A 25721-nucleotide genomic window follows, 5' to 3' on the forward strand; every position below is an offset into this window, starting at 1 on the left:
ACATGGCCCGGTTCGCGCTGCGCGCCGGGCTACTCGCCGGGGGGTGTCTGATGTTCACGGCGGCCAGCGCACCTGCGCAGGCCGAAACCCTGCGCGATGCGCTGGTCAACGCCTACAAGACAAACCCGACGCTGGAAGCCGCGCGTGCGCAGCAGCGCGCGACGGATGAAAACGTGCCCATCGCCCGCGCGCCCGGCCTGCCTTCGGCCAGCGCCACCGGTACATACACCGAGTATCTCAAGCAGAGCGAAAACTCGTTCAACGCGCCGCTGCGCACCTTTAACGCCGGCGGCAACCTTGGCGTGCCGCTCTATTCCGGCGGCGCGGTGAAGAACCGGGTCAAGGCCGCGAAGATCCGCGTCGAGGCCGGGCAGGCTGACTTGCGCGGCACCGAAGCCTCGGTGTTTTCGCAAGTCGTTGCCGCTTACATGGACGTGATCCGCACTGAGGCAATCGTCGGGTTGAACCGCAAGAACGTGGCCGTGCTGCAAACGAACCTGCAGGCCACCAGCGACCGGTTCCAGATCGGCAACCTTACCCGCACCGACGTGGCGCAGTCGCAGTCCCGCCTGGCGGTTGCGAAAAGCGACCTTCTGAGCGCGGAGGCCAATCTTGCCGCCGCCCGCGAAACGTATGTACGGCTTGTGGGAAGCGCGCCAGTTTCGCTGGAACCGCCGCCGCCCCTGCCCAACCTGCCGGCCAACGCTGAAGATGCCGCCGCCATCGCGCTCGATTCCAATCCGGACCTGATCGCCGCCCACCAGCGCAGCCTGGCGGCCGACAAGGATATCGACGTGGCTGGTGCAGGGCGGCTGCCTACCGTCAGCCTGTTCGCGCAGGGCAGCTACAACAATTACTTCAATTCGCTTGCACGCGGCGTTTCTGGTGCGGGTATCTTCCAGAAGGATTCCTCCGCGCAAGCCGGCGCGCAGATCTCGATCCCGATCTTCCAAGGCGGGCTGCCAGCCGCGCAGCGCCGCCAGGCGCAGGCCAACGCGTCTGCCGCGATGGAACAGGAAATCGCGACCGAGCGGGACATCATCGCGCAAGTGCGCTCATCCTATACATCCTACGTCGCCTCGAACGATATTATCCGGTCCTCGCAAGTGGCGGTGGATGCCGCTTCTCTCAGCCTGGAAGGGGTGAAAGCGGAAAACTCGGTCGGTAATCGCACCATCCTCGACATCCTCAATGCCGAGCAGGAACTGCTCAACGCGCAAGTGACGCTGGTGACGGCGCGCCGCAACGCCTACGTCGCCGGCTTCACCCTGCTGGCGGCGATGGGCCGAGCCGAGGCGCGCGACCTCAATCTGGATGGCGGGATGCTGTACGATCCGAACGCCAATTACGAACGCGTTCGCGGCAAGTTCTTCGACTGGGACGATGACAAGGCGCCGACCGTCCAGTCCACGCGCACCGTTGACACGCCCGTGCAGGACGGCGACATTCCCGCTTCGCAGGAGCCGTGATCCGGACTAAGGGAACGCCGGCGCCGCAAATCGCGTTTTCTAGCACGCGAAACAGGGCATAACGGGGACGTGTGGCAGATGCGGCAGAGCGGCGAACCTTCGGTGGAGGAGATCCTCCAGTCGATCAAGCAGGTCATCGCGCGCGACAGCAGCCTGGATACCCGCCCCCCGCGCAGCATTCGCGAACCCGCTCCGGCGCCCCAGGATGACGACGATGACGTTCTGGAACTGCAGGAGGCGGCGCAACTGCCCCCGCAAACGGCTGACGCTGACGAACCCCTGATCCGGCCCCACGCGCGCGAATCCATGCGCGAATCGCTGGCGGCTCTGGCTATGCTGTCGGAGCCAGGCGCACAGCCGCAGATCGTGCGCGCGGGGGAAACCTCGCTGGAAGCGCTCACCCGCGAACTGCTGCGCCCGGCGCTCGCCGAATGGCTGGATCGCAATTTGCCGCCAATGGTGGAACGTCTGGTAGCCGCAGAGATCGCGCGCATCGTCGGCAAGAAAGGGTAAGCGCGGCGGGTAATTTCACGCCCGGGCTGGACCCGGGCCGGGAGCCCCCCTACCTTCGCACCATGCCCAAACCTGACTCGGCGCTGCTCGATCTTGCGCGCTACCCGTTTTCCGCCACGATTGAATCGCGTTTCGGCGATATGGACATCAACCGGCACATCAACAATGTGGCGTTGGCGGCTTACCTCGAAGACGCACGCGTCCGATTTTATGAGCAGACCGGATTTGGCGGCTGGAGCGATGGTCTGGCCACCATGATCGTCAGTCTGGCAGTGGAGTACCTAAGCGAAGGGCAATACCCTGACCCGTTTACGGTTTTCTGCGCTATCGAAGATCTCGGGCGCAGCAGCCATCGTCTGGTGCAGTTGATCGTGCAGGATGGCAGGATCATTGCGTTCGCACGAAGCGTGCTGGTTGCCGTCGGCGATAATGGCCCGGCGACGTTACCCGAGCATTTTCTGGAAAACGCCAAGCCATGGATGTTGCAGGTATGAGCGAGCGGCGCGAAATCGAAAAGGCACAGGCCGCGCTTGCCAAGACCGGTGGCGATACCGTTCGCCGCCATATCTTCATCTGCGCCGAACCGCAAAAGGGCGAATGCTGCTCACCCGAAAAGGGGCAGGCTGCGTGGAAATATCTGAAAAAAAGGGTCAAGCAGCTGGGGCTTGACGGAGCGGGCGGCGTGGCACGCACCAAAGCCGATTGCCTGCGCATCTGCCATGCCGGACCCATTGCCGTCGTATGGCCGGACGGCGTGTGGTATCATTCGTGCGACGAAGCGGTGCTCGAAAAGATCATCCAGCAGCACCTGATCGGCGGCGAACCCGTCGAAGAATACCGCCTGCGCCCACCGTCCGACATATAACGCCGGATCAGCGCTCGGGTTTGTCCTGGTCGATCACCGATTCGTCATGGCCGGTGCCGCTGGACAGGAAGATCAGCCCCATCAACGCCGAGGCCAGCAGCATCGTGAACCCCACGCCCAGCGCCGTAGCGATGTAGAAATGGATCGAGATCATCCCGTTCGACCGGTAGAGCAGGATGACCGAGCCCAGTACCAGCCCCACCGTAATCGTCATCATCCAGCGCATCACGCGCCGGAATCGCGCCCAGGCGTGCGCGGCTTTTTCCGGATCGTCGAGCGGTGAAGACGGTAACATGCGCGCAATCTGGCGCTCCGCGCACGAAGTCGCAAGCACTGCGTTGCAAACATGGCGAGCCGCCCATCGGTGTGATACTTTCGCGCCGGCGCAAAGCTGCGGGAACGGATGCGCCTTGAAACAGAGGAGAGCAGACGATGACCATTGGCCGCATTATCGAAAGCCGCGACACAGTCGTGACCTGCGACATCTCCACCACCGTGCGTGATGCAGTTGGCATCCTGGCCGAAAAGCGTATCGGCGCGGTGCCGGTGCTGGAGAATGGGGAGATTGCCGGCATCTTTTCAGAGCGTGACGTGATCTACAAGCTCAGCGAGCTTGGCGCGGACGTGCTAGACATGCCGCTTGGCCACATCATGACGGTGCTGCCCGTGACGGTTGAGCCCGAAGCCTCGGTCATGGCCGCATTGTCACTAATGACCCGGCGGCGCATCCGCCACCTGCCCGTGGTGAAGGACGGCGCGATGGTGGGCTTCGTATCCATCGGCGACCTGGTGAAATACCGGATAGACAAGATCGAGAACGAAGCGGCGGCCATGCGCGACTATATTCAGATGGCGTGATGCGCACGGGGCAAGCCGTGCCCAGCCCTGCTTGCCGCACGCCACATGCGCGCCTACATCGCAGGTATGGAAAACGCCAGCCAGACCCGCAGCCTTACCCTCAGCCCTTCCGCCGCCGCACGCGTGGCCGCGATCGCAACCAAGCAGGGCAAGCCCGCGATCCTGCGGCTGTCGGTCGAAGGGGGCGGCTGTTCGGGCTTCCAGTACAAGTTCGGGCTGGCCGACGCCCCTGAAAGCGATGACAGCATTGCTGAAACCGATGGCGTCAAGCTGCTCGTCGATTCCGTAAGCCTCGACTTGGTGGACGGGTGTGTAGTCGATTTCGTCGAGTCGCTGGGCGGCGCCGCGTTCCGCGTGGAAAATCCCAATGCGGCTGCCGGATGCGGATGCGGGTCCAGCTTCTCGGTATGAGAATCTCCACTTTCAACATCAACGGCGTGAAGGCGCGGCTGCCGCGCTTGCTCGAATGGCTTGCAGAAACCCGCCCCGCCGTCGCCTGCCTGCAGGAGATCAAAAGCCAGGACGAAGGCTTCCCGATCGCCGAGTTCGAGAAACTGGGCTACAAAGGCCTGTGGCACGGCCAGAAGGGCTTCAACGGCGTAGCGATCCTGGCCGATGGCGAACAGCCCGTGGAAGTGCAGCGCGGCCTGGAGGGCGAGCCTGAGGACGAACACGCCCGCTATCTTGAAGCAGACGTTTTCGGCATCCGCGTCGTGTGCATCTACTTGCCTAACGGTAATCCGGTTCCCGGTCCCAAGTTCGATTACAAGCTGCGCTGGATGGAGCGCCTTCGCGACCGGATGACGCAGATCCGGGCGGAGGAAGTTCCGGCGATCGTTACGGGCGATTATAACGTGATCCCCACCGATCGCGATGTGTGGGCCCCAGCCGCGATGGCGGCAGACGCGCTGATGCAGCCGCAATCGCGCGATGCGTATTACCGGCTGCTGGGCGATGGGTGGACTGACGCCTTGGCGACGCACAATCCGCGTGGCGGCGTGTGGACGTTCTGGGATTATCAGGCCGGCGCGTGGCAGCGCGATCACGGGTTTCGTATCGACCATTCGCTGCTGTCGCCCGAACTGGCGGACCGGCTGGTCGCCTGCGGCGTCGACAAGGAACATCGCGGACGTGAAAAGGCCAGCGATCATGCGCCGGTCTGGGTAGAGCTTTCAGCCGCCTGAGACGCTGGGCCGCACGGGCGCGGCTTGAGCGTCTCAGCGGTAGAAGATGTGGTTGTCCACTTGCGCCAGGCGGGTAAGCCGCCAGTTGGGCGATACGCGCTTGGCATGGAAGAACAGCGCGCCCTTGGCCTTGCTTTTCCAGGCCCCGTCATCCGCGATCCGCGCCACGGCCACGGCTTCCTGCCATCCACTGCTGTCTTCGCGTACCGAAGGCATCGAGCGGCCATGGATGAAGGAAAACTGCGAGCGCTGGTACACAACGCCGCAATAGCTGGCCGGGAAGCGGCCGGACCGGCTGCGGTTCACGACCACGCGGCCGACGGCCAGCTGCCCTTCCAGCGATTCGCCACGCGCTTCGAAATAGATGGCGCCCGCCAGGCAGCGCATTTCGGGTGACAGATCATCGTCATCCGAAGCCTTCTGCGACACGAGTTCCTGCAGGGAATCGGCATTGGCGGTGCTGGAACCATCGCTGCCGTCGGCGGTCTGATCGTCCGCATCCTGCGAGGGCAGTGCCTGGACGACGGGCTGCGATACGAATGCAGCCGGGGCCTTTTGTTCTGCAAGCATCGGAATCAGATCCGCTGCCGCTGCGCCTGACCCGGTGGCGCCTAACAGGACGGTCAAAACCGTCGAGGCCAGCGCGATCGCGCTTGCCCACTCAACCTTCGTTCGCATTCACATGTGTTCAAGGGCGGTGCACCGGTCTGACACAGGCTGGAACGGAACGGCCCGTAAAGGCGTTCAATATCCGTTGAGCCTGCCGACGATACCCCGTCTGCGTGCTAGCAGGGGTGCCGAACTGCCTCCCATGCCGCTTCCGCACTTGCGAAGGCGGCCTTTAAGGCGTCCCCGTCGTAAGTCAACCTTGGTCCGGCGGGGCACCGATGAAGCGTTCGCCCTTCGCGATATCAAGCTCCACGATCCACACGTCTGGGTCCTGCGCCTCGCGGCGCGCCAGATAGTCGCGAAATTCGAACGGCTTTTCAGGGTCCTGTCGGCGGGATAACGTCCAGGTGCGGTTCCCGGCCAGGTCAGGCATCCGCTCGTAGATGCGGCTATCTGCGCCGTTGTGCGCCAGAACCACGAGGATGGTGCCGGCTTCCTTTTCGCCTTTGGATAGCACGGCAGCGAACCCGCCTTCGGCCGTCACCGCGCGAATCAGTGCGGTCACTTCAAGATGAGCGGGTAGCCGGGGTTCCATTCAGCCGTTTGCCACGCGATAGCCAGGCAAACTGGACAATGCGATGCGCGAGCGCATGAACGTGCCGGTGCCCCGTCCGCATTCCTCCCCGTCGCCATCCACCAGCCACGATTCGGCGACCAGCACGCGGCGGCGACCGCTGACCCAGCGCCCCTCGGCCACGATCCGGCCACCCTTGATCGGTTTGCTGAGGTGCATGTTGAATGAGGTCGTCAGCAAGAAACGGTCGGTGACATGGGTGTTGGCGGCATAGAACGCCGCATCGTCCAGCATCTTGAAATAGATCGTGCCGTGCGCGGCTCCAGCGGCGTGGAAACTGTCCGGCTCTACGGTAAAGCTGATACGTGAGCGGCCTTCGCCAAGAATCTCCAGTTCCGAACGGAACAGGTGGTTGATAGGCGCCGAGGCGTAAAGGCCCTCCAGCGCCCGCCAGTGCAGAGACGCGCCATGCGCATCGTCCGCCACGCCGGCCGCGTCTTCAGGCGGCATCACGGTCGATGACACTGCTAAGCAGGCTGTACATCGCCTCAGGCCCGGGCGCCGCCATAAGGGATTCGTGCATCCGCTCATCGCGCATCATCCGGGAGATAGCGGCCAGGGCATGCAGATGCGTCGCACCCGCGCCTTCGGGAGAGAGCAGGCCAAACACCAGGTCCACCGGCATGCCATCGGCAGACTCGAATTCCACAGGCGATGCCAGCCGTATAAATACCGCCACCGGTCTGGCGAGCCCGACCATACGGGCATGGGGGATCGCGATTCGCCGGCCAAACCCGGTGCTGCCCAGCCGCTCGCGCTCTAGGATGCGGGTCAGCACGGCCTTAGGATCAAGCCCATAGACCTTGGAAAACTGGCCCGCGAGCCGATCCAGAATGATATCCTTGCTGTCCACGTCCGCGGTGATCACGGCGTCGGGCAGCAGTGAAAAAAGCCCACTCATTGCGTTTTTCTGTACTAGACCGGTCCCGGGGTTAAGCACCGCAAACCCCCGGCATCCACCGGGGGTTTTTGTTTCCTTTCCGTCAGAAAAGAAGCGGCTTGCGCTTGGCAGGCGTCAATGCGGCTCGACCCAGCCGATCGAACCGTCGCCCCGGCGATAGACCATATTATGCCGCCCGGTGCCAGCATTTTTGAAAAACAGCGCCGTCGTGTTGCGCAAGTCCAGCATCATCACCGCGTCCGAAACCGTAGCTTCGGGCACGTCCACCCGGGTTTCGGCAATTACCAGTGGTGCATCCGCTTCCAGCTCTTCTTCGTGATCGTTCGCCGGTTCCTCGAAGATAGTATAAGCCGCTTCCTCGGCGGCGTTGGCGTGCGCGGTCTGCTCGGCCCGGCCGTTCAGGCGGCGCTTGTAGCGGCGCAGTTGCTTGTCGATCTTCTCGGCGGCCTGGTCGAACGAAACGTGCGCGTCTTGCGCGGTTCCAGTTCCCTTGAGCACCAGGTTCTGCATCACATGCGTTATGATATCGCAACGGAAGGCGCCAGCGGGCGCGCGTCCGAACGTGACGTGCGAGGACAGCGCCCTGCTGAAGTACTTCTCGATGATCGCCGAAAGCTTTTCGCTGGCGTGAGCCTGAAGGGCCTCGCCAGTTTCCACCTGGTGACCGGAGACGCGGATATCCATGGGCGTTTTCTCCTTAGTGCTAGAGTTCAAGCACCCCAAAGCGGGGTATCGACCGATTGGAGAAACACCGCGTGGGCGGCAAGTTCCCCCTCGGTAGCCGCGTGGGGACGCGGCTGGCGGAAAACGCGGTTCCTTTGCACAAGGACCTTGGTTTCCGTCACGATCTCAATACTGTCAGCCGCAAGCTCAAGGCCGATCTGCCGGCCACCGCGCAGCTCCACATAGACCTGAGCCAGCAATTCGGCATCGAGCAACGCGCCGTGCTTGGTGCGATGGCTGCGATCAATGCCGTAGCGGCTGCACAGCGCGTCTAGCGACAGCTTGGCACCGGGATGGCGCACCTTGGCGAGCGCTACCGTATCCACCATGCGATCCAGGCCGACGATCGGGTGCCCGCACGCGCTCAGTTCCGCATTGATGAAGTTGAAATCGAACCCTGCGTTATGCGCCACCATCGGGCTGTCGCCGATAAATTCCAGGAATTCCTGCGCCCGCGCGGCGAACAGGGGCTTGTCCGCCAGAAATGCGTCGGAAAGGCCGTGAACGGCTTCCGCTTCGGCCGGCATGGAGCGCTGCGGGTTGAAATAGGCGTGGAACGTGTTGCCGGTGGTCACCCGGTTGATCATTTCGATGCAGCCGATCTCGACCATGCGGTCGCCGTTTTTCGGGTCAAAGCCGGTCGTTTCGGTATCGAAGATAATCTCTCTCATCTGTGTTCATATCTGCCCGCGCGCCGGCATGCGCAAGGCCCTTGGCGGTCTTAATTACCTCCGGTCAGCGCCTGCACGAGGCTAGCCACCTGTTCGCGGGTACGCTCCAGCGACGTGCCGGTATCGATCACATGATCGGCCCTTGCCCGCTTGTCCGCGTCCGGCATCTGCAGTTTGAGAATGTCCGCGAATTTGTCCGCCGTCATGCCGGGCCGAGCCAGCACCCGTTGTGCCTGCACGTCAGCCGGGGCGGACACCACGGCCACAACATCGACACTGCGATCCCCGCCTTTTTCGAACAGCAAGGGAATGTCGAACACGACCAGCGGCGCATCAGGATGCTGCGCGAGAAAATCGCGGCGCAGTTCTGCCACGGCAGGATGCACGATCGCTTCGAGCCGCGCCAGTTGCGCCGGATCGGCAAACACCGCTTGCCCCAGCTTTTCACGCAGTACCCCTTGCGGCCCGGTCGTGCCGGGGAACGCGGCTTCGATCTGCGGCACCAGCGCGCCGCCAGGGCCTTGCAAGGCGCGCACGGCGGCATCGGCATCGAACACCGGCACGCCAAGATCACGCAGCATCGCGGCCACCGTGGACTTGCCCATGCCGATGGACCCGGTGAGGCCAAGGATTGTCACGCCTGCATCACCGTGCGCAAGGCCTCGTCCTCTTCGCGCGGGGGATTGGCGCCAAAGAATCGGGTAAAGGCCCGGTCGGCCTGCCCGATCAGCATCGCATAGCCATCGATCGCGCGCAGGCCGGCGGCACGGGCGGTCTGCAGGAACGGTGTGTCGGGCGGGCTCGTCACGATGTCGTACGCGATGGCGCCAGGCGGCGCGTGGGAGAAATCGAACGCTAGCGGCGGCTGACCAGTCATCCCCAACGGACTGGCGTTGACGACCAGATCGAGGCACCCTTTCCGGTCGTCGAACGCGAAGTCTGTAGCATCGGCAAAGTGACCAAAGTCGGTCGCATGATGCTCGCCATCGGGCGCCAGCTCGTCCAGCATCGCGAGGGCTTTGCCGGCATCGCGCCCGGCCAGCACAATGACGAAATGTTCCTGCGCGAGCGCCGCCACGATCGCCCGCGCCGCGCCGCCGGTTCCCAGCACGCGGGCCATGCGAAACAGATGTGTCGCCGCCAGCTCGGCCTGCAAGGGTTCGAGGAAGCCCGGCGCGTCGGTGTTGTATCCGGTCAGACTGCCATCCGCCTCGCGCACGACGGTATTCACCGCGCCGATGCGCGCTGCCAGCGGGTCTATCCGGTCAAGCAGCGGCATGATCGCCAGCTTGTGCGGCATCGTGACGTTGCAGCCGCGCCAGTCCGGATCGGTCCGGCGCTGCGACAGGTAGCGTTCCAGACCATCACCGTGCACCTGGCAATGATCGTACCGGCCGGGCAGCCCGAGCCGGGCCAGCCAGAAGTTGTGGATTACTGGGGACTTTGACTGGGCGATGGGGTCACCGATCACCTCGGCATACGGCACGCTCATGCGGTTAACACTCCTAGTCGGCGCAAAGCCGCCTGCACCAGCAGCAGCGGCATGCCCAGGATCGTGAAATAATCCCCGTCAATCCGCTCGAACAGCTGCACACCCCTGCCCTCGATCCTGAATACTCCAACGCACCCGGCAACCGCCGGCCATTCCACATCTAGGTACGTTTCGATGTACGCATCGGACAACACGGCGACATGCAGATGCGCGACGGCGCCCTGCGACCATAGGGTCACGCCGTCCCGCACCAGAGCGCCAGCGCTATGCAATTCCATGACCTTGCCGGAAAAGAAGCGCAGATGGCGGGCGGCATCGTCGCGCGTACCTGGTTTGTCGAAACGGACACCCTCGCAGACCACCAAAGAATCACTGCCAAGCACTAAGGCGCCGGGTGTTTCACGTGAAACGTCCACCGCCTTTGCCTCAGCAAGCGCAAGCGCCACCGCTGCGGGTTCTGCCGCTCCGAGTTGTTGTTCCAAGGCGCGTTCGTCCACGTTGGCCGGGCTCGTGGTAAACGCGATGCCCGCTGCCTCCAGCATCGCCTTGCGCGAGGCGCTTTGCGAGGCGAGGACGATCGGGGTCTGTTCCCTCATATCGGCTTGGAACCCACCTGCCCGCTTTCACCGGCGGCTATGCGTTCGTTATACAGGTTGATCACCGCCGCCGCGGTTTCCTCGATTGACCGGCGGGTCACGTCGATGACCGGCCAGGAGTTATCGGCGAACATGCGCCGCGCGTACTTGAGTTCGCTTTCCACCTTGTCGGTCGCGACATAATCGGTGTCCGGCGACTGGCTGAGCGACAGCAGGCGGTTGCGGCGGATCTGGATCAGCCGGTCGGACGCGGTCGTCAGGCCGACCACCAGCGGGCGCTTGAGGTCGAACAGGTGCGGCGGCGGCGGACTTTCGACGACGATGGGAATGTTCGCCACTTTGTAGCCGCGATTGGCGAGATAGATCGAGGTCGGCGTTTTGCTGGTGCGCGATACGCCTGCCAGCACGATGTCGGCCTCCTCCCACTCTTCCCACAAGATGCCATCATCATGCGCGATGGTGAACTGGATCGCATCGACGCGGGCGAAATAGGCATCGTCAAGCCGGTGCTGGCGGCCCGGACGTCCCTTCGCTTCCTGCCCCAGCAAGGCTTCAAGCGCATCGGTCACCCCGTCCAGCACGGCAATGGCTGGCAGGCCCAGCGTCTGGCAGCGTTCTTCCAGGCGCTTGCGGGTTTCCTCGTTCACCAATGTGAAGAATACCAGGCCCGGGTTGGCGGCGATTTCGCCCATGATCCGGTCCAGATGCTGGTGCGAGCGGACCATCGGCCAGAAGTGGCGCAACACATCGCCATCGTCGAACTGGGCGAGCGCCGCCTTGGCGATCATTTCCAAGGTTTCGCCGGTGGAATCAGACAGCAGATGAAGATGAAAACGCGCCATGGTCGGCCGGGGGACCCCTTGTGGATATCTTGCGGCATAAACCACGGGAGCAATCGGGTGACAACTCGTGCAGGCGGTTTATTGCCCGCTACCGGGATTTACCGAGTCAGGTTCTGGACAGGGCGGCGCGGTGTTCACACACCCTGTGGACAAGGCGAACAACATTGCATTGACTCAACCCCGGTCCAGAGTCGCGAATGCGGCAACACCTGTTCAACGGGGCACAAATCGGGCAGGGCATGCTCGTCCCCGATATCCACAGGACCAACTAACTCCATCATCCTTATATAAATCTTTTATTTTAGTAGGATTGCGACGCGATGCCCGGATTGCTTCTTGAAACTTTGCGTGGAAAAAACGCGGGGCAGCGGCCTGTGTGGCTGATGCGGCAGGCCGGGCGGTATCTGCCGGAATATCGGGCGTTGCGGGCGGAAAAGGGCGGCTTTCTGGCACTGGTGTACGATAATGACGCCGCTGCGGAGATCACCCTCCAGCCGATCCGCCGCTTTGGGTTCGACGGAGCGATCCTGTTTTCCGACATTCTCATCGTGCCCTATGCCATGGGGCAGGACCTGCAGTTCCTGGCCGGCGAAGGCCCGCGCTTGTCGCCGCGCCTGCTGGACCACGCGCTGGACACCCTGGAAAGCGTGCCCGAACGCCTGTCGCCGATCTACGAAACGGTGCGCAAAGTGCGGGCGAGCCTGCCTGTGGACAAAACGATGCTGGGTTTCGCGGGCTCGCCGTGGACGGTCGCGACGTACATGGTGGCGGGTGAAGGCAGCCGCGACCAGCATGACACCCGTGCGCTGGCCTATCGCGATCCGGCAGCCTTCCAGGCGATCATCGATGGCATCGTGGCGGTAACGGTGGAGTACCTGTGCGGCCAGATCGACGCCGGCGCCGAAGCGGTGCAGCTGTTCGATTCCTGGGCCGGCAGCCTGTCGCCTACACAGTTCGAGCGCTGGGTGATTGCGCCCAACGCCGCAATCGTGGCGGCGGTGAAAGCACGCCATCCGCAAACCCCGATCATTGGTTTTCCCAAGGGCGTGGGCGAGAAACTGCCGGCCTATGCGCGGGAGACCGGGGTCGACGCGGTGGGCATCGACGAAACCATTGATCCGGTGTGGGCGGCAGGGGCCTTGCCGGCTGACATGCCGGTGCAGGGCAACCTTGACCCGCTGCTGCTGCTGGCAGGCTCCGACGATTTGGAAAAAGGCGCGCTGGCGGTGCTGGCGGCGTTTTCCGAGCGGCCTCACGTGTTCAACCTGGGGCACGGCATCGGCCAGTTCACACCGATAGACCATGTCGAGCGGTTGCTGGCAGTGGTCCGGGGCTGGCGCGGCTAGGCTGGCATAGCCGCAGGATCGCTTTGTGCGGTTGCTGGAGCGCGCTCTGGCCCTTCAGGGTGTCGGTGGCCTATCAAACCGCTTATTGGGCTCTGAGCGGTTTCGCTGGGCTGGGAACATGAAAAAGGGCCGGGAGGACAACCCCCCGGCCTTTTTTCCATTTCCAGCAGACCGGGCGTTATTCGCCGGCGGCTTCCGAGGCGCGCTTGGCTTCGAGCCAGGCGGCGACTTCGGCTTCCTGCGCCGCTTCGTTCGCGGCCTGAACGGCGGCCTGACGTTCGGCGCGCAGTTCCTCGATCAGGGCCACGCGGTCGTCAGACAGACGCTCGTCGCTCAGACCATCATCCACGATGCCGGCCTTCTTCGCGGCCTTGGCCACCAGCGCGTCAAGCTCGCGCTGCGAACACAGGCCCAGGGTTACCGGGTCCTTGGGCGTGATGTTGTTGATGTTCCAGTGCGAACGATCGCGGATCGCGGCGATGGTGTTGCGCGTGGTGCCGATCAGCTTGCCGATCTGCGCGTCCGACACTTCGGGGTGATTGCGCAGGATCCAAGCGATGCCGTCCGGCTTGTCCTGCCGCTTGGACACCGGCGTGTAGCGCGGACCCTTGGTGCGGCTGGAGGTTACCGGAACCTTGTGCATGCGCAGCTTGTAATCCGGGTTGGCCTGACCCTTCTCGATCTCTTCCATCGTCAGCTCGCCCGAACGCACGGGATCGCGGCCGGTGTATTTGCTGGACGCCAGATCATCGGCCATCGCCTGCACTTCCAGCAGGTGCAGGCCGCAGAATTCGGCAATCTGTTCGAACGTCAGCGACGTGGTATCGACCAGCCACGAGGCGGTGGCGTGCGGCATCAGCGGCGTGGGCTGGCTCATGTCATTTATCTCCAGCAGAAACAATAAGGGCCGCCCCTGCGGGACGGCCTAACCTGCTCGATCTAGGCGAAGCGCGCGTATTTTGCAAGCAAAACAGCTGGAAAATTGCACCCCATGATAGCTGGCCATGCGCCCGCAAACGCTGCGCGACCTTATGCTTCCAGCACGATCTTGCCCACGTGGTCCCCGCCTTCCATCCGCGCGTGAGCGGCAGCGGCCTGATCGAGCGGAAATCGCATATCCATCACCGGCCGCAGCGCGCCATTTTCCACCAATGGCCAGGCACATTCCAAAATCTCGTGCGCGAGCAGCGCCTTGAAGTCGTCCGACCGGGCGCGCATCGTCGATCCGGTTAGCGTGTAGCGCCGGGCCATGACCACCGCCATGTTGATTTCCGCCTGCGTGCCGCCCTGAACCGCAATCGTCACATGCCGGCCATCAACCGCCATACACTTGAGATTGCGCGCCACATAATTGCCGGCCACCATGTCGAGAACCACATCCACCCCGCGTCCTTCGGTCAGCCGACTGACTTCCTCCACAAAGTCGGTCGCCTTGTAGTCTATCGCGTGATGGGCGCCGATCTTCAGCGCGGCGGCGCATTTTGCCGCCGAACCGCAAGTGACGATCACCGTCAGCCCGAAGTGGCGCCCCAGCATCGTTGCCATCGTGCCGATGCCGCTGGTGCCGCCGTGGACCAGCAGCGTCTCACCCTCACGCGCATAACCGCGTTCGAAGACATTATGCCACACGGTGAACAGCGTTTCAGGCAACGCCGCCGCCTGGTTCATGGGGAGGCCATCGGGCACGGGCAAGCAGTGCGCGGCTTTGGCGAGGCAATACTGCGCATATCCGCCGCCGGTCACCAGCGCGCAGACGCGCGCGCCGGGCAAGAGCTGTGTCACCCCTTCGCCAAGCGCTACCACCGTGCCGGACAGTTCAAGCCCCGGAATCGTCGAGGCACCGGGCGGCGGCGGGTATTTGCCTTGCCGCTGCACCACGTCAGGGCGGTTTACGCCAGCGAACGCAACGTTGATCAGCACCTCGCCGGGACCGGGTTTGGGAACCGGCATTGTTTCGGGGCGCAGCACGTCCGCCTCGCCTGGCGAGTCGAACCCGATGGCGGTCATCATGGCGGGCGTGTCAGCTAACATACTGTAACATCTGGCACAGGCGGCGTGTGCGGCAAACACATTTCGCACCATTGACAGGCAACGATTCGAGTCCGATGCTGCACCGCAATGGACGATGATACGCGACCGCGGCTGCGGTCGTCCGAAGGAGACTTCGGCGCTGCCAGCCTTCTTGCCGGTGAAAGCCTGGATCGCTTTTCGCTGGACGAGCTCGACGCGCGTATCGCCCTGCTCGAAACCGAGATTTCACGCATCTGCGCCCACCGCGACAAGGCCTCCGCACACTTGCGGGCCGCCGACGCCTTATTCAGGCCGCGACCGTCGTGACGCCGCCAGGTTGCCTTGCCACCGCCCTGCCCTTCGGCATCCCCTGGCCTCGCAACCGCCCTTATCGTTCCTATATCGATCAGGAAACCTCACCCCGCCTAAACTCCCCCGCAAGGAGAGTCGTCCCTCCCATGAAGGTCGCCTAAATGCCCAGTTTCGCGCAAAGCCTTGAAAAGACCCTGCACTCGGCTCTGTCCCACGCGTCCGAGCGCAGTCACGAATACGCGACGCTTGAGCACTTGCTGCTCGCGCTGATCGATGACACCGACGCGGCCCAGGTGATGCAGGCATGCGGCGTGGACCTTGGCGATCTGGGCGACGTGGTGCGCCAGTACCTCGACCAGGAATACCAGTCGCTCAAGACTGAGGAAAAGGGCGATCCTGCTCCAACCGCCGGTTTCCAGCGGGTGATCCAGCGCGCGATCCTGCACGTGCAGTCTTCCGGCAAGGACACCGTGACCGGCGCCAATGTGCTCGTCGCGCTATTCTCCGAGCGGGACAGCTATGCGGTGTATTTCCTGCAGCAGCAGGACATGAGCCGGCTCGATGCCGTCAGCTTCATCAGCCACGGCATCGGCAAGGGCGGCAAGCGCATCGAGGATCGCAGCCCCAAGGGCGCGTCCGACGATGCGGCGCCCACGCCGGAAGACAAGGCCGAGACGAAGGCGGCATCCAACAAGAAGGATTCCGCGCTCGACCAGTTCACCGTCAACCTCAATGAGAAGGCGCTGAAGGGCAAAGTCGATCCGCTGATCGGGCGTGGCCCGGAAGTGGACCGCACGATCCAGATCCTGTGCCGCCGCTCCAAGAACAACCCGCTGTACGTGGGCGATCCGGGCGTGGGCAAGACTGCCATAGCCGAAGGTCTGGCGCGCAAGATCGTCGAGGGTGACGTGCCCGAAGTGCTGGCCGAAGCGGTAATCTACTCGCTCGACATGGGTAGCCTCCTGGCCGGCACCCGCTATCGCGGCGATTTTGAAGAACGGCTCAAGCAAGTCGTCTCCGAATTGGAGAAGATGCCGCACGCGGTGTTGTTCATCGACGAGATCCACACCGTGATCGGTGCTGGCGCCACCAGCGGCGGCGCGATGGACGCGTCCAACCTGCTCAAGCCGGCGCTGTCAGGCGGGACGATCCGCTGCATCGGTTCGACCACCTACAAGGAGTTTCGCAATCACTTCGAAAAGGACCGCGCCCTGCTGCGCCGGTTCCAGAAGATCGACGTGAACGAGCCGACGGTCGAGGATACTATCAAGATCCTCAAGGGTTTGCGCACTGCGTTCGAGGAACATCACCGGGTCAAGTACACCCCCGATGCGATCAAGACGGCCGTGGAACTGTCGGCGCGCTACATCAACGACCGCAAGCTGCCCGACAAGGCGATCGATGTGATCGACGAAGTGGGCGCGATGCAGATGCTGGTGCCGCCCAGCCGCCGCAAGAAGACGATCACCTCGCGCGAGATCGAGCAGGTCATCGCGACGATGGCGCGCATCCCGCCCAAGTCGGTCAGCTCCGATGACAAGAAGGCGCTGGAAACGCTGGAGCGCGATCTCAAGCGCGTGGTGTTCGGGCAGGACAAGGCAATTGCGCTGTTGTCCACCGCGATGAAGCTGAGCCGCGCAGGTCTGCGCGATCCGGACAAGCCGATCGGTTCGTTCCTGTTCAGCGGCCCCACCGGCGTCGGCAAGACTGAAGTGGCGCGCCAGCTGGCCAGCGTGATGGGCATCGAGCTCAAGCGCTTCGACATGTCCGAATACATGGAGCGGCATTCGATCAGCCGCCTGATCGGGGCACCTCCGGGCTATGTCGGGTTCGATCAGGGCGGTCTTCTCACCGACGCGATCGACCAGAACCCGCATTGCGTGCTGTTGCTTGATGAAATCGAAAAGGCCCACCCGGACCTGTTCAACATTCTGCTGCAGGTGATGGATAACGGCCGCCTGACCGACCATCACGGCAAGACGGTGGACTTCCGCAACGTGGTGCTGATCATGACCACCAACGCGGGCGCGTCCGATATGGCGCGTCAGGGCATCGGTTTTGGCGATACCTCGAAGGCCGACGCCGGCGAGGAAGCGGTGAAGCAGATGTTCACGCCGGAATTCCGCAACCGTCTGGATGCCATCGTGCCGTTCGCCTATCTGGCGAAGGACACCATCAGCCGGGTGGTGGACAAGTTCATCCTCCAGCTGGAGCTGCAGCTGGCCGACCAGAACGTCCACATTCAGTTCGATACCGATGCGCGCGGCTGGCTGGGCGATCGCGGCTACGACAAGCTGTATGGCGCGCGTCCGATGGGCCGTGTCATTCAGGAGAAGGTCAAGCAGCCGCTGGCGGAGGAACTGCTGTTCGGCAAGCTGGCGCATGGCGGCGAAGTGCACGTCTCGCTTAAGGACGATGCCCTCAACTTCGAGCTGACCCCGTCCGCACCCCGGATCGGCAAGGCCCGCAAGAAGGATGCGGCAAAGCGGGCGAAGAAGCCGGGCATCCAGCCCGAGCCCAGCGCCGAGGACTGATCAGCACAACAAACCTAACCGCTGGGGCGGGAACCACGCGGTTCCCGCCCCATTTCCTTGTGCATGGCGCGCGACTTTTCCTGGATACGGCCCGAACCGTGGGGCATCCATGTGGTGCCCGCCGATTGCTGGATCGACCCGTCCCGCCCGGTGGACCGCGCCCTCGTTACCCACGGGCATGCGGATCACGCGCGCGGTGGCCACGGCCATACCTTTGCCACCCCTGCCACGCTGGCGATCATGAAGCTGCGCTATGCAACCGATGAAGGTGCGGTGCCCACCCCTTACGGCAAGCGGCTGGCGCTGGGCGGCGGCGTGTACGCCACATGGATTCCGGCCGGGCACGTGCTAGGCTCCGCGCAGATATTGCTCGAACGTGCCGGCGAGCGGGTGGTGGTGACCGGCGATTTCAAGCGTCGCCCCGATCCCACCTGCCCGCCTTTCGAAGTCACCGCATGTGACGTGTTGATCACCGAGGCGACGTTCGGGCTGCCGGTCTTTCGCCATCCCCCGATAGAGCAGGAAATCGCCAAGCTGCTTAATGCGCGGGCCGCCAATCCGCAGCGTTGCGTGCTGGTGGGCGCATATGCGTTGGGCAAGGCGCAGCGGCTGATCGCCGAACTGCGCCGCGCCGGCCATGCCGACACCATCTGGCTGCATGGCGCGATGGAGCGGATGTGCCGCCTGTATGAGGACTGGGGTATCGATCTGGGGCCGCTGCGCCTGATGTCCGATGCGGCCAAGGGTGAACTTGCGGGTAGTATTGTGGTAGCGCCCCCGTCTGCGCTGAATGATCGCTGGAGCCGCCGCCTGCCCGATCCGATCACCGCCATGGCATCGGGCTGGATGCAGGTGCGCCAGCGTGCCCGTCAGCGGATGGTGGAACTGCCACTCATCATCTCGGACCATGCCGACTGGGACGAGCTGACCCAGACCGTGATCGACGTGAACCCGGCGGAAACCTGGATCACCCATGGCCGAGAGGAGGCCATGCTGCGCTGGTGCGAGCTGAACCAGCGTAAGGCCAAGGCACTGGCGCTGGTCGGCTATGAAGACGAAGATGACTGAGCCGCGCTGATGGAAGAATTCGCCGCCCTGCTCGATGCGCTGGTCTATACCCGCAGCCGCAACGCCAAGCTGAAACTGCTGGCCGACTATCTGCGCTCGACGCCGGACCCCGATCGTGGCTGGGCGCTGGCGGCGCTGACGGACGGGCTGGATTTTCCGGCGGTGAAAAGCGCCACGATCCGCAACCTGCTGACCGAGCGGATCGATCCGGTGCTGTGGACACTGAGCCGCGAATATGTCGGCGATTCGGCGGAGACGGCCAGCCTGCTGTGGCCAGAACCGCCCAATGCGCCCTCGCCACCCACTGTTGCCGAGGCGGTGGACGCGTTATCGCGCATGACCCGCGCCACGGTGATGAGCGATCTGCCCAAGCTGCTGGACCGGCTGGATGCTAACGGGCGCTATGCCCTGCTCAAGCTGGCGACAGGCGCGATGCGTATCGGCATTTCGGCGCGGCTGGCGAAGACCGCTTTCGCGCAGGCCTTCGATGTGGCTGTTGAGGATGTGGAGGAGCACTGGCATGGCCAGAGTGCGCCGTACACGCCGCTGTTCGACTGGGCGGCCCATGGCGGCGAAGCGCCCAATTCCGATGACCTGCCGCTGTTCCGCCCGTTCATGCTGGCGCACGGGCTGGAGGACACGCAACTCGACCTGACGCACTATGCGGCGGAGTGGAAGTGGGATGGCATCCGCGTGCAGGTGGTGCGTGCCGGGGGCGAAACGCGGGTCTACTCCCGTTCGGGGGACGATATCTCTGGCAGCTTCCCCGAAATTGCCGAGGCTTTGCAAATCGATGCGGTGCTGGATGGCGAACTGCTGGTGCGCGGCGTGCATCAGGGGGGCGAGGAAGGCGGCGCGGCCAGCTTCAACGCGCTGCAACAGCGGCTGGGCCGCAAGACGGTCAGCCGAAAGATGCGCGAGGAATATCCCGCCTTCGTGCGACTGTACGATGTGTTGATCCTGGAAGGACAGGATCTGCGCGCCCTGCCCTGGACGGAACGGCGCGGCGCGCTGGAAGCGTTGGTCCCGCGCCTCGATCCGATACGGTTTGACATTTCCGCCGTCATCCCGGCTGCGGACTTCGCCGAACTCACCACCATTCGTTCGCGCGCGCGCGACGATGCGATCGAGGGTGTGATGCTCAAGCGGCGGGATAGCCCCTATGTTGCGGGTCGCAAGACCGGGTTGTGGTACAAATGGAAGCGCGATCCGCTGCTGGTTGATTGCGTGCTGATGTATGCGCAGCGCGGCTCGGGCAAGCGCAGTTCGTTCTATTCCGACTACACCTTCGGCTGCTGGGATGGCGACCCGGATGCGGGCGCCGAACTGCTACCGGTGGGCAAAGCCTATTTCGGGTTCACCGACGAGGAGCTGAAATGGCTGGACCGGCACGTGCGCACGCACACCGTCAATCGCTTTGGCCCGGTACGCGAAACAGACAAGTCGCTGGTGTTCGAGGTGGCGTTCGATTCGGTGCACGCCAGCAAGCGGCACAAGTCCGGCGTTGCCATGCGTTTCCCGCGCATCAACCGCATCCGGGCGGACAAGCCCGCGCATGAAGCGGACCGGATGGACGCGCTCAAAGCACTGATCCGGGATTGAGTGGGCCGCGTTCCACGTGGAACACCAAGGCTGATTCAGTTCAGCCTTCCCCGCGCAGCGCCCGCGCATGCGCCTGTCCGTTGCGCACATAGCTATCCACTCCCGCCCGGTTTGCGGCGAGCGCCGCTTCATCAAGATCGCGCGCGAATTTGGCCGGGCGTCCCATCCATAATTGCCCGGCCCCGATGCGCTTGCCAGTCAGCTGGGCGCCGGCGGCCAGCATGCCACCGTTTTCGATATAGCTGCCATCCATGACGATCGCGCCAAGCCCCACGAAGGCGCGGTCCTCCAGCACGCAGCCATGCACCATCGCCAGATGGCCGATCAGCACATCCTCACCAATGATCGTGGGATAGCCTTCCGGCCGGTGCGGCTTGGGACTGTCGCAATGGACGATGCTGCCGTCCTGGATATTGGTGCGCGCGCCGATCACGATGCGGTTCACGTCGGCCCGCACCACGCAGTTGTACCAGATGCTGGCGTCCGGTCCGATCTCCACATCGCCGATGATCCGGCAACCGGGTGCGATAAAGGCGCTGGGGTGGATGCGCGGCGTCTTGCCGTGGATCGAGACGATGGTGATGTCGGTGCGGTCGGTCATGGGTTTCCTGCCAGGTTGCTCCACCGCACATAAGGCAGGATGGAGGCGTGATCGTCAGTCCAGGGCTGCGCGGCGTCATCGGTCAAAACGGTCCACGGTGCGTCGGGCCTTTGGCGCGCGAGAGCCGCAAGCATCGCCCGGTCCCGCGACAGCGCGATCCAGCGCGACGGGGTGTAGCGTTGCAGGTCCCGGGGATAATCCAGCCGTGACAGCGCGCCAAGCCCGGTCGCCCGCGCATTGGCGCCGATCACCGGATCCAGGGCGATATAGCGGTTGGAGATATGCACCAGCAGCATCCCTCGCGGCCCCAATGCATGCAGATACACCTGCAGGGCCTGTGTCGTCAGCAGGTGCATCGGGATCGCGTCGGACGAAAACGCATCGATCACCAGCACGTCGAACGAACCGGGCGGCACTTTCGCCAGTTCGAGCCGCGCGTCCCCTATCACGACGTGGGCATCGGGCGCGCACGCACGCAGGAAGGTGAAGCGCCCGCTTGTGGAAAAGCGCAGCACCACGGGGTCGATTTCGAAGAAAGTCCAGTTCTGGCCGGGGCGCTTCTGGCAGGCGAGTGAACCGGTGCCCAGGCCCACTACGCCGATGCGGGCGCGGGGCCCTTCCAGCAGCGGCACCGCGCCCAGCGCCAGCGCCGCGCCCGAACTTGGCCCATAATACGTCAGCGCATCGCGGGCGTGGGCCGGGTCCAGCGATTGCATGCCGTGCAGCGTGGTGCCGTGCGCCAGCGTCCGCACGCCCAGCGTCTTGTTGTCGTACACTGTGTAGATGCCGAAATAGCTGCGGGTGCGCTGCCTTTCCAGCGTGGCGCGGATGGTCCAGATGCCGCCCTGCCCCACCATTGCCATGATCAGTACGGCCACGAACGCCCAGCGCCAGGCCATCACCGCGACGCCGATGCCCACCACGAACACGGTCAGCAGCGCGGCGACCAGATCGGCATCGGGGTCCAGCAGGTTTTCGGCCAGCTTGAAGCAGAGGAACGCCGCGCCTGCGAGCAGCACGCCCAGCGCGATGCGGGCCATGCCCGGCTCGATCCCGTCTCCTTCACGCCAGCGCAGCAGCGGGGTCAAGGGCATCAGCAGCGCGGCAGTGATGACCAGCAGCGGATGTTCCCATGCCCAGTCGAACGCCAGCGGTGCGATCAGCGCGGTGAACACCCCGCCCAGCACCCCGCCCGCCGACATGACGAGGTAAAAGCGCGTCAGCTGCGCCGGCGCGGGGCGCAGGTCATACAGGCGTGCGTGCAGCGCACACGCGATGCACAGCAGCAGCAGGCAGGTGCCGCCCACCATCCACACGCTGCCAGACCCGTTGGACACCATTGCATAGCTGCCCGCCAGCAGCACCACGACCGGCGCCACCCGGCTGATCGCCCGCGCCGGTCCGCGCCGGTCGGCAAAGGCGATCACGAAGCTGAGCAGATAGAGCCCCAGCGGGATCACCCACAGCAGCGGCATCGCGAAAATGTCGGTGGTCAGGTGCGTGGTGGTGGACAGCATCAGGCCTGACGGGACCGCCGACAGCATCAGCCACAGCAGTATCGTACGCCAGCCTACCGCTGTGTGGTCGCCGCTCTCCGTGGGCGTTGCCGCATAGTCAGGCGCAGACCGCCGGGCGACCGCCGCCAGTATCACCAGCACCGCCAGCGCGGCATAGCCGGCCGACCACGCGATGCTCTGCGCATGCAGGCTAAGCAGCGGCTCGGCGATGAGCGGGTACGCCAGCAGCCCGGCGAAGCTGCCCAGGTTCGATGCGGCATAGAGCGCCCACGGCGCGCCGGCAGCTGGATCGGCGGCGAACCAGCGCTGCATTAGCGGGGCTTGCGCCGATACCGCGAAGAACACCGGTCCGATGCTGACGCCCAGCAGCAGCGGCACCCACAGCGCTTCGGGCAGGCCGGCGCCATGCGGCAGCGCGGCCAGCCCCACCGGCAGGGTCAGCCCGGCCAGCAGCAGCACGCCGATGTGGACCGTGGCCTGTCGGCGCAGCGGCAGCCGGCCCAGCAGGTGGGCGTAGCCGTAGCCGGCCAGCAGCAGCGCCTGGTAGACCAGCATCGCGCTGTTCCACACGTTCGGCGCGCCGCCAAGCCGCGGCAGCGCCATGCGCGCGATCATCGGCTGGATCAGGAACAGCAGGAAGCTGCCGGTCAGTATCATGGCGACGAACAGCGGGCGCGAGGGCCCCCTGGCGTGCTGCGGATCAGCCATGCAGCAGCCGCGCGGCATGCGCGGCGTGATAGGTCAGCACCCCCGAACAGCCCGCACGCTTGAACGCCAGCAGCGTTTCCAGCACCATCGCATCGCGGTCCGCCGCGCCGGCGGCCACGGCATGCTCGATCATCGCGTATTCGCCGGACACCTGGTAGGCGAACACCGGCACGGCGAACGTTTCCTTCACCCGGCGCACGATGTCCAGATACGGCAGGCCCGGCTTCACCATCACGCTGTCAGCCCCTTCGGCCAGGTCCATGGCCACTTCGCGCAGCGCTTCCTCGGTGTTGCCGGGGTCCATCTGATAGGTTTTCTTGTCCCCCTTCAGCAGCCCGCGCGATCCCACCGCGTCGCGGAACGGGCCGTAGAACGCCGAGGCGTACTTCGCCGCGTAGCTCATGATCTGGACGTTGCTGTGGCCGGTGTTTTCCAAGGCGGCACGGATGGCGCCGATCCGCCCGTCCATCATGTCGGACGGGGCGATGATGTCAGCCCCGGCGGCGGCCTGGTTGAGCGACTGGCCGACCAGCGCCTCCACCGTCTCATCGTTAAGGACGTAGCCGGCATCGTCGATCAGCCCGTCCTGCCCGTGGCTGGTGTAGGGATCGAGCGCAACGTCGGTCAAAAGCCCGATCCGGTCGCCCAGCGCATCGCGCACGGCGCGAATGGCGCGGCACATCAGGTTGTCGGGATTGCGCGCTTCGGCCCCGTCTTCGCTGCGGCGATCGGGCTGGGTGTTGGGAAACAGCGCCAGCACCGGAATCCCCAGCTCCACCGCTTCGCGCGCGCGATCGACGATCAGGTCCACCGACCAGCGCGATACGCCCGGCAGCGCGGCCACGGGCTGCTCCACCTGCACGCCTTCGGTGACGAACAGCGGCCAGATCAGGTCTGCCGGGGTGAGTGTGGTTTCGCGGTGAAGCGCGCGGCTCCAGGCGGTGGCGCGGGTGCGGCGCAGGCGGGTGTGGGGATAGCTGGCGGTCATCCGCGGCTGCTTGCCGCAAAAGCGGAGCCCTTTCAATCGCCGAGCGGCGTATCCACCCGCGTGCTCGCCATGCGCAGCAGCGCATCCAGCCGCGCCTTGAACGCATCGCGCTGGGGCCCGTCAATCTGCGGACGGACTGCAATGGCAAGGCCGGCAGGGTTGATCGTATGCCCGCCGCGATAGGCTTCGAAGTGCAGGTGCGGCCCGGTGGACAGCCCGGTGGAGCCGACAAAACCGATCACCTGCCCGGCGCGCACTTGCGTGCCGTCGGCCACGGCAATGCGGCTCATGTGGCCATAGCCTGTGCCCAGCCCGCCCGCATGCTGCAGACGCACGTAATTGCCGTGCCCACCATGACGCCCGGCGAAGGTGACGATGCCATCCGCCACGGCATAAATCGGCGAGCCATAAGCGGCGCCGAAATCGATCCCGGCGTGCATGCGCACAAAACCCAGGATCGGGTGACGGCGCGGGCCGTACGTGGAGGTGATGTGCCCGGCCACCGGCATACCCAGCGCCACGCTGCGCGGCTGGCTGATTATCCCAGCAGCCTGCATCTGCCCTTCTTTGCCCCAGCGCAGCAGCTGCAGCGTGGGTTTGCCACCGCGTTCCACCCCGGCGTACAGCAGATCGCCCGTCTGTCGTTCACCCCTGGCGGAGCGTTTGTAGGCGACGATCATGTCGAACTGGTCCTGCGCGGTCAGGTCGCTTTCCAGGCTGACGTATTTGTCGAGCGCCTGCAGGTATGCCTGGATCGCGGAGACGGGCGCCCCGGCGTTGCGCGCGGAGCGGTAGAGGCTGGGCCCCACGGTGCCGCGAATGCGCAGCGGGGTTTCGTCCACGCGGATCGGACGGCGCGCCAGCGAAAGCGAGCCCCCCGAGGCCGTGACCGCAAGATCAAGGTCGAAGCGCGCCCGGAAATTGAGCGATTGCAGCGCGCGCGCCGATCCTGCCGCCGGGCGCTTGCCCAGCGTGATGTCGAACGGGGTGCCTGGCGCGATCGTCCCGTCCGGGGCTGCCGTCGCCACCAGCCGGGCAACCTGCGCAGACTGATCTGCGGCAACGCCTGCACGCTCCAGCATGGCGGTCAGCGTATCGCCCTGACCCAGCGTGGAAACCAGCTGGATCGTCGGCCGCTCCGGCAAGCCGGCGACCGGCCGCACGCGCGGGGTCAGCCCCATACGCCGCCCGCTGTCCGCGCCAAGCGCCAGCGGAGCGATGGCCTGGCTGCGATATTCGTCCTGTTGACCCGCCGCGAGGGGCATGGCGCTGGCGGTGTCTATCGCGGTGAAATCCGGGCACAAGGCAATGGCCGAAGCGGTGAGCGTCACCAGTGTTGCCAGGCCGCGCAGCCACGTGCCGCTGCCAATATCGACAGCAAGGTCCGGCGCCAGATTGGCGCGGGAGAACCACGCTTCGATGCGCGGAAAGCGTGGGGGAAGTGGTTCTGCAAGGGTGAGCGGTGGGCGAATGCGGTCCCGCGCAGGAAACGCAAGGATGACCGGTGCTGGCGCGCCGGAGGACGGTACTGCATGATGCGCGAAAGCCTGCTGCCGCGCGACGCTTTCCGACCGGTCCTGCCGCAACGCCTTGAACACCCTTTGCGAATCCCTTTAGGCAAATCTGCCCGCTCCCGACGGCCTTGCCTGATCAAGGTTAAGCGGTCCTAAACGATGCC

At 64.6% G+C, this 25721-nt stretch carries 29 protein-coding genes; 12 read left to right on the top strand and 17 right to left on the bottom strand.

Going from position 1 to position 25721, the window contains the following annotated elements; all coding sequences use genetic code 11:
* Positions 1-2 precede the first annotated feature (2 nt).
* From ASE49_RS00360 to ASE49_RS00375, 4 genes are all read left to right on the top strand, one after another.
* Entirely contained in the window at positions 3-1469 is a 1467-nt protein-coding gene (locus tag ASE49_RS00360) for a TolC family outer membrane protein (RefSeq protein ID WP_056767317.1), read from the top strand.
* Between the two features lie 78 nt (positions 1470-1547).
* Positions 1548-1982 (top strand): DUF2497 domain-containing protein, encoded by a 435-nt coding sequence (locus ASE49_RS00365; RefSeq protein ID WP_056768605.1) that lies wholly within the window; start codon positions 1548-1550, stop codon positions 1980-1982.
* A gap of 62 nt (positions 1983-2044) precedes the next feature.
* Complete coding sequence (locus ASE49_RS00370) at positions 2045-2476, top strand: acyl-CoA thioesterase (RefSeq protein WP_056767320.1); 432 nt, start codon at positions 2045-2047, stop codon at positions 2474-2476.
* Positions 2473-2847, top strand: coding sequence for a (2Fe-2S) ferredoxin domain-containing protein (locus ASE49_RS00375; protein WP_056767324.1), 375 nt, complete (start codon positions 2473-2475; stop codon positions 2845-2847). The genes ASE49_RS00370 and ASE49_RS00375 overlap by 4 nt, the downstream gene beginning before the upstream one ends.
* A gap of 7 nt (positions 2848-2854) precedes the next feature.
* On the opposite strand, the gene ASE49_RS00380 is transcribed toward ASE49_RS00375, so the two are convergent.
* Entirely contained in the window at positions 2855-3142 is a 288-nt protein-coding gene (locus ASE49_RS00380; protein ID WP_056768606.1) for a hypothetical protein, read from the bottom strand.
* Between the two features lie 137 nt (positions 3143-3279).
* Here ASE49_RS00380 and ASE49_RS00385 point away from each other — a divergent pair, with 137 nt between their 5' ends.
* From ASE49_RS00385 to xth, 3 genes are read left to right on the top strand one after another with little or no spacing between them, the layout of a single operon-like run.
* Positions 3280-3705: a CBS domain-containing protein gene (locus ASE49_RS00385; protein ID WP_056767327.1), complete on the top strand. Its 426-nt coding sequence runs from the start codon at positions 3280-3282 to the stop codon at positions 3703-3705.
* A gap of 45 nt (positions 3706-3750) precedes the next feature.
* The gene (gene erpA, locus ASE49_RS00390; RefSeq protein ID WP_235522769.1) at positions 3751-4116 is read left to right on the top strand and encodes an iron-sulfur cluster insertion protein ErpA; all 366 of its coding nucleotides are present in this window, start codon (positions 3751-3753) and stop codon (positions 4114-4116) included.
* Positions 4113-4889, top strand: coding sequence for an exodeoxyribonuclease III (xth, locus tag ASE49_RS00395; protein WP_056767333.1), 777 nt, complete (start codon positions 4113-4115; stop codon positions 4887-4889). The genes erpA and xth overlap by 4 nt, the downstream gene beginning before the upstream one ends.
* A 33-nt stretch (positions 4890-4922) precedes the next feature.
* Here the strand turns inward: xth and ASE49_RS00400 are convergent, their stop codons facing one another.
* The 10 genes from ASE49_RS00400 to ASE49_RS00445 form a co-directional block, all read right to left on the bottom strand.
* A complete protein-coding gene (locus ASE49_RS00400; RefSeq protein WP_056767336.1) occupies positions 4923-5567 on the bottom strand; it encodes a cell wall hydrolase in 645 nt (214 codons plus the stop codon).
* Positions 5568-5751: 184 nt separating this feature from the next.
* On the bottom strand, positions 5752-6093 hold the full coding sequence (locus tag ASE49_RS00405) for a DUF1491 family protein (protein WP_056767339.1): 342 nt from the start codon (positions 6091-6093) through the stop codon (positions 5752-5754).
* Positions 6094-6582, bottom strand: a complete 489-nt coding sequence (locus ASE49_RS00410) for a PaaI family thioesterase (protein ID WP_056767342.1) — start codon at positions 6580-6582, stop codon at positions 6094-6096. It lies immediately after the preceding gene.
* Positions 6572-7033, bottom strand: coding sequence for a PTS sugar transporter subunit IIA (locus tag ASE49_RS00415; RefSeq protein ID WP_056767344.1), 462 nt, complete (start codon positions 7031-7033; stop codon positions 6572-6574). Before ASE49_RS00415 ends, ASE49_RS00410 begins: the two co-directional genes overlap by 11 nt.
* 114 nt (positions 7034-7147) lie before the next feature.
* A complete protein-coding gene (gene hpf / locus ASE49_RS00420) occupies positions 7148-7717 on the bottom strand; it encodes a ribosome hibernation-promoting factor, HPF/YfiA family (protein WP_056767347.1) in 570 nt (189 codons plus the stop codon).
* A 26-nt stretch (positions 7718-7743) separates the two neighbouring features.
* Positions 7744-8427 carry a DNA polymerase III subunit epsilon gene (gene dnaQ / locus ASE49_RS00425; protein WP_056767351.1) on the bottom strand — a complete coding sequence of 228 codons (684 nt, stop codon included), beginning with the start codon at positions 8425-8427 and terminating at the stop codon, positions 7744-7746.
* Between the two features lie 50 nt (positions 8428-8477).
* Positions 8478-9065 carry a dephospho-CoA kinase gene (gene coaE, locus ASE49_RS00430; protein WP_056767355.1) on the bottom strand — a complete coding sequence of 196 codons (588 nt, stop codon included), beginning with the start codon at positions 9063-9065 and terminating at the stop codon, positions 8478-8480.
* Complete coding sequence (locus tag ASE49_RS00435) at positions 9062-9919, bottom strand: shikimate dehydrogenase family protein (RefSeq protein WP_056767358.1); 858 nt, start codon at positions 9917-9919, stop codon at positions 9062-9064. Before ASE49_RS00435 ends, coaE begins: the two co-directional genes overlap by 4 nt.
* Positions 9916-10515: a Maf family protein gene (locus tag ASE49_RS00440; protein ID WP_056767361.1), complete on the bottom strand. Its 600-nt coding sequence runs from the start codon at positions 10513-10515 to the stop codon at positions 9916-9918. The genes ASE49_RS00435 and ASE49_RS00440 overlap by 4 nt, the downstream gene beginning before the upstream one ends.
* Positions 10512-11357 (bottom strand): pyruvate, water dikinase regulatory protein, encoded by an 846-nt coding sequence (locus tag ASE49_RS00445; RefSeq protein ID WP_056767364.1) that lies wholly within the window; start codon positions 11355-11357, stop codon positions 10512-10514. The genes ASE49_RS00440 and ASE49_RS00445 overlap by 4 nt, the downstream gene beginning before the upstream one ends.
* A gap of 320 nt (positions 11358-11677) precedes the next feature.
* On the opposite strand from ASE49_RS00445, the gene hemE reads away from it, so the two are divergent.
* Positions 11678-12703: a uroporphyrinogen decarboxylase gene (gene hemE, locus ASE49_RS00450; protein WP_056767367.1), complete on the top strand. Its 1026-nt coding sequence runs from the start codon at positions 11678-11680 to the stop codon at positions 12701-12703.
* Positions 12704-12881: 178 nt separating this feature from the next.
* Here the strand turns inward: hemE and ASE49_RS00455 are convergent, their stop codons facing one another.
* Positions 12882-13580, bottom strand: coding sequence for a DUF1013 domain-containing protein (locus tag ASE49_RS00455; protein WP_056768608.1), 699 nt, complete (start codon positions 13578-13580; stop codon positions 12882-12884).
* A 152-nt stretch (positions 13581-13732) separates the two neighbouring features.
* Entirely contained in the window at positions 13733-14734 is a 1002-nt protein-coding gene (locus ASE49_RS00460; protein ID WP_056767370.1) for an NAD(P)H-quinone oxidoreductase, read from the bottom strand.
* Between the two features lie 87 nt (positions 14735-14821).
* Between ASE49_RS00460 and ASE49_RS00465 the strand changes: the two genes are divergently transcribed.
* The 4 genes from ASE49_RS00465 to ASE49_RS00480 all read left to right on the top strand — a co-directional run bounded on the left by ASE49_RS00465 (position 14822) and on the right by ASE49_RS00480 (position 20229).
* Positions 14822-15040 (top strand): DUF1192 domain-containing protein, encoded by a 219-nt coding sequence (locus ASE49_RS00465; protein ID WP_056767373.1) that lies wholly within the window; start codon positions 14822-14824, stop codon positions 15038-15040.
* A 146-nt stretch (positions 15041-15186) separates the two neighbouring features.
* A complete protein-coding gene (gene clpA / locus ASE49_RS00470; protein WP_056767376.1) occupies positions 15187-17559 on the top strand; it encodes an ATP-dependent Clp protease ATP-binding subunit ClpA in 2373 nt (790 codons plus the stop codon).
* A gap of 63 nt (positions 17560-17622) precedes the next feature.
* Positions 17623-18627: a ligase-associated DNA damage response exonuclease gene (locus ASE49_RS00475; protein WP_056767378.1), complete on the top strand. Its 1005-nt coding sequence runs from the start codon at positions 17623-17625 to the stop codon at positions 18625-18627.
* A gap of 9 nt (positions 18628-18636) precedes the next feature.
* Positions 18637-20229: a cisplatin damage response ATP-dependent DNA ligase gene (locus ASE49_RS00480; RefSeq protein WP_056767382.1), complete on the top strand. Its 1593-nt coding sequence runs from the start codon at positions 18637-18639 to the stop codon at positions 20227-20229.
* A 40-nt stretch (positions 20230-20269) separates the two neighbouring features.
* On the opposite strand, the gene ASE49_RS00485 is transcribed toward ASE49_RS00480, so the two are convergent.
* From ASE49_RS00485 to ASE49_RS00500, 4 genes are read right to left on the bottom strand one after another with little or no spacing between them, the layout of a single operon-like run.
* The gene (locus tag ASE49_RS00485) at positions 20270-20830 is read right to left on the bottom strand and encodes a gamma carbonic anhydrase family protein (RefSeq protein ID WP_056767386.1); all 561 of its coding nucleotides are present in this window, start codon (positions 20828-20830) and stop codon (positions 20270-20272) included.
* Positions 20827-23055, bottom strand: coding sequence for a fused MFS/spermidine synthase (locus ASE49_RS00490; RefSeq protein WP_056768609.1), 2229 nt, complete (start codon positions 23053-23055; stop codon positions 20827-20829). Before ASE49_RS00490 ends, ASE49_RS00485 begins: the two co-directional genes overlap by 4 nt.
* Entirely contained in the window at positions 23048-24043 is a 996-nt protein-coding gene (hemB, locus tag ASE49_RS00495; protein ID WP_056767389.1) for a porphobilinogen synthase, read from the bottom strand. The genes ASE49_RS00490 and hemB overlap by 8 nt, the downstream gene beginning before the upstream one ends.
* Positions 24044-24075: 32 nt before the next feature.
* Positions 24076-25641, bottom strand: coding sequence for a M23 family metallopeptidase (locus ASE49_RS00500; RefSeq protein ID WP_056767392.1), 1566 nt, complete (start codon positions 25639-25641; stop codon positions 24076-24078).
* Positions 25642-25721: the final 80 nt, after the last annotated feature.

It is taken from the genome of Novosphingobium sp. Leaf2, from assembly GCF_001421325.1.
Classification (GTDB): domain Bacteria; phylum Pseudomonadota; class Alphaproteobacteria; order Sphingomonadales; family Sphingomonadaceae; genus Novosphingobium.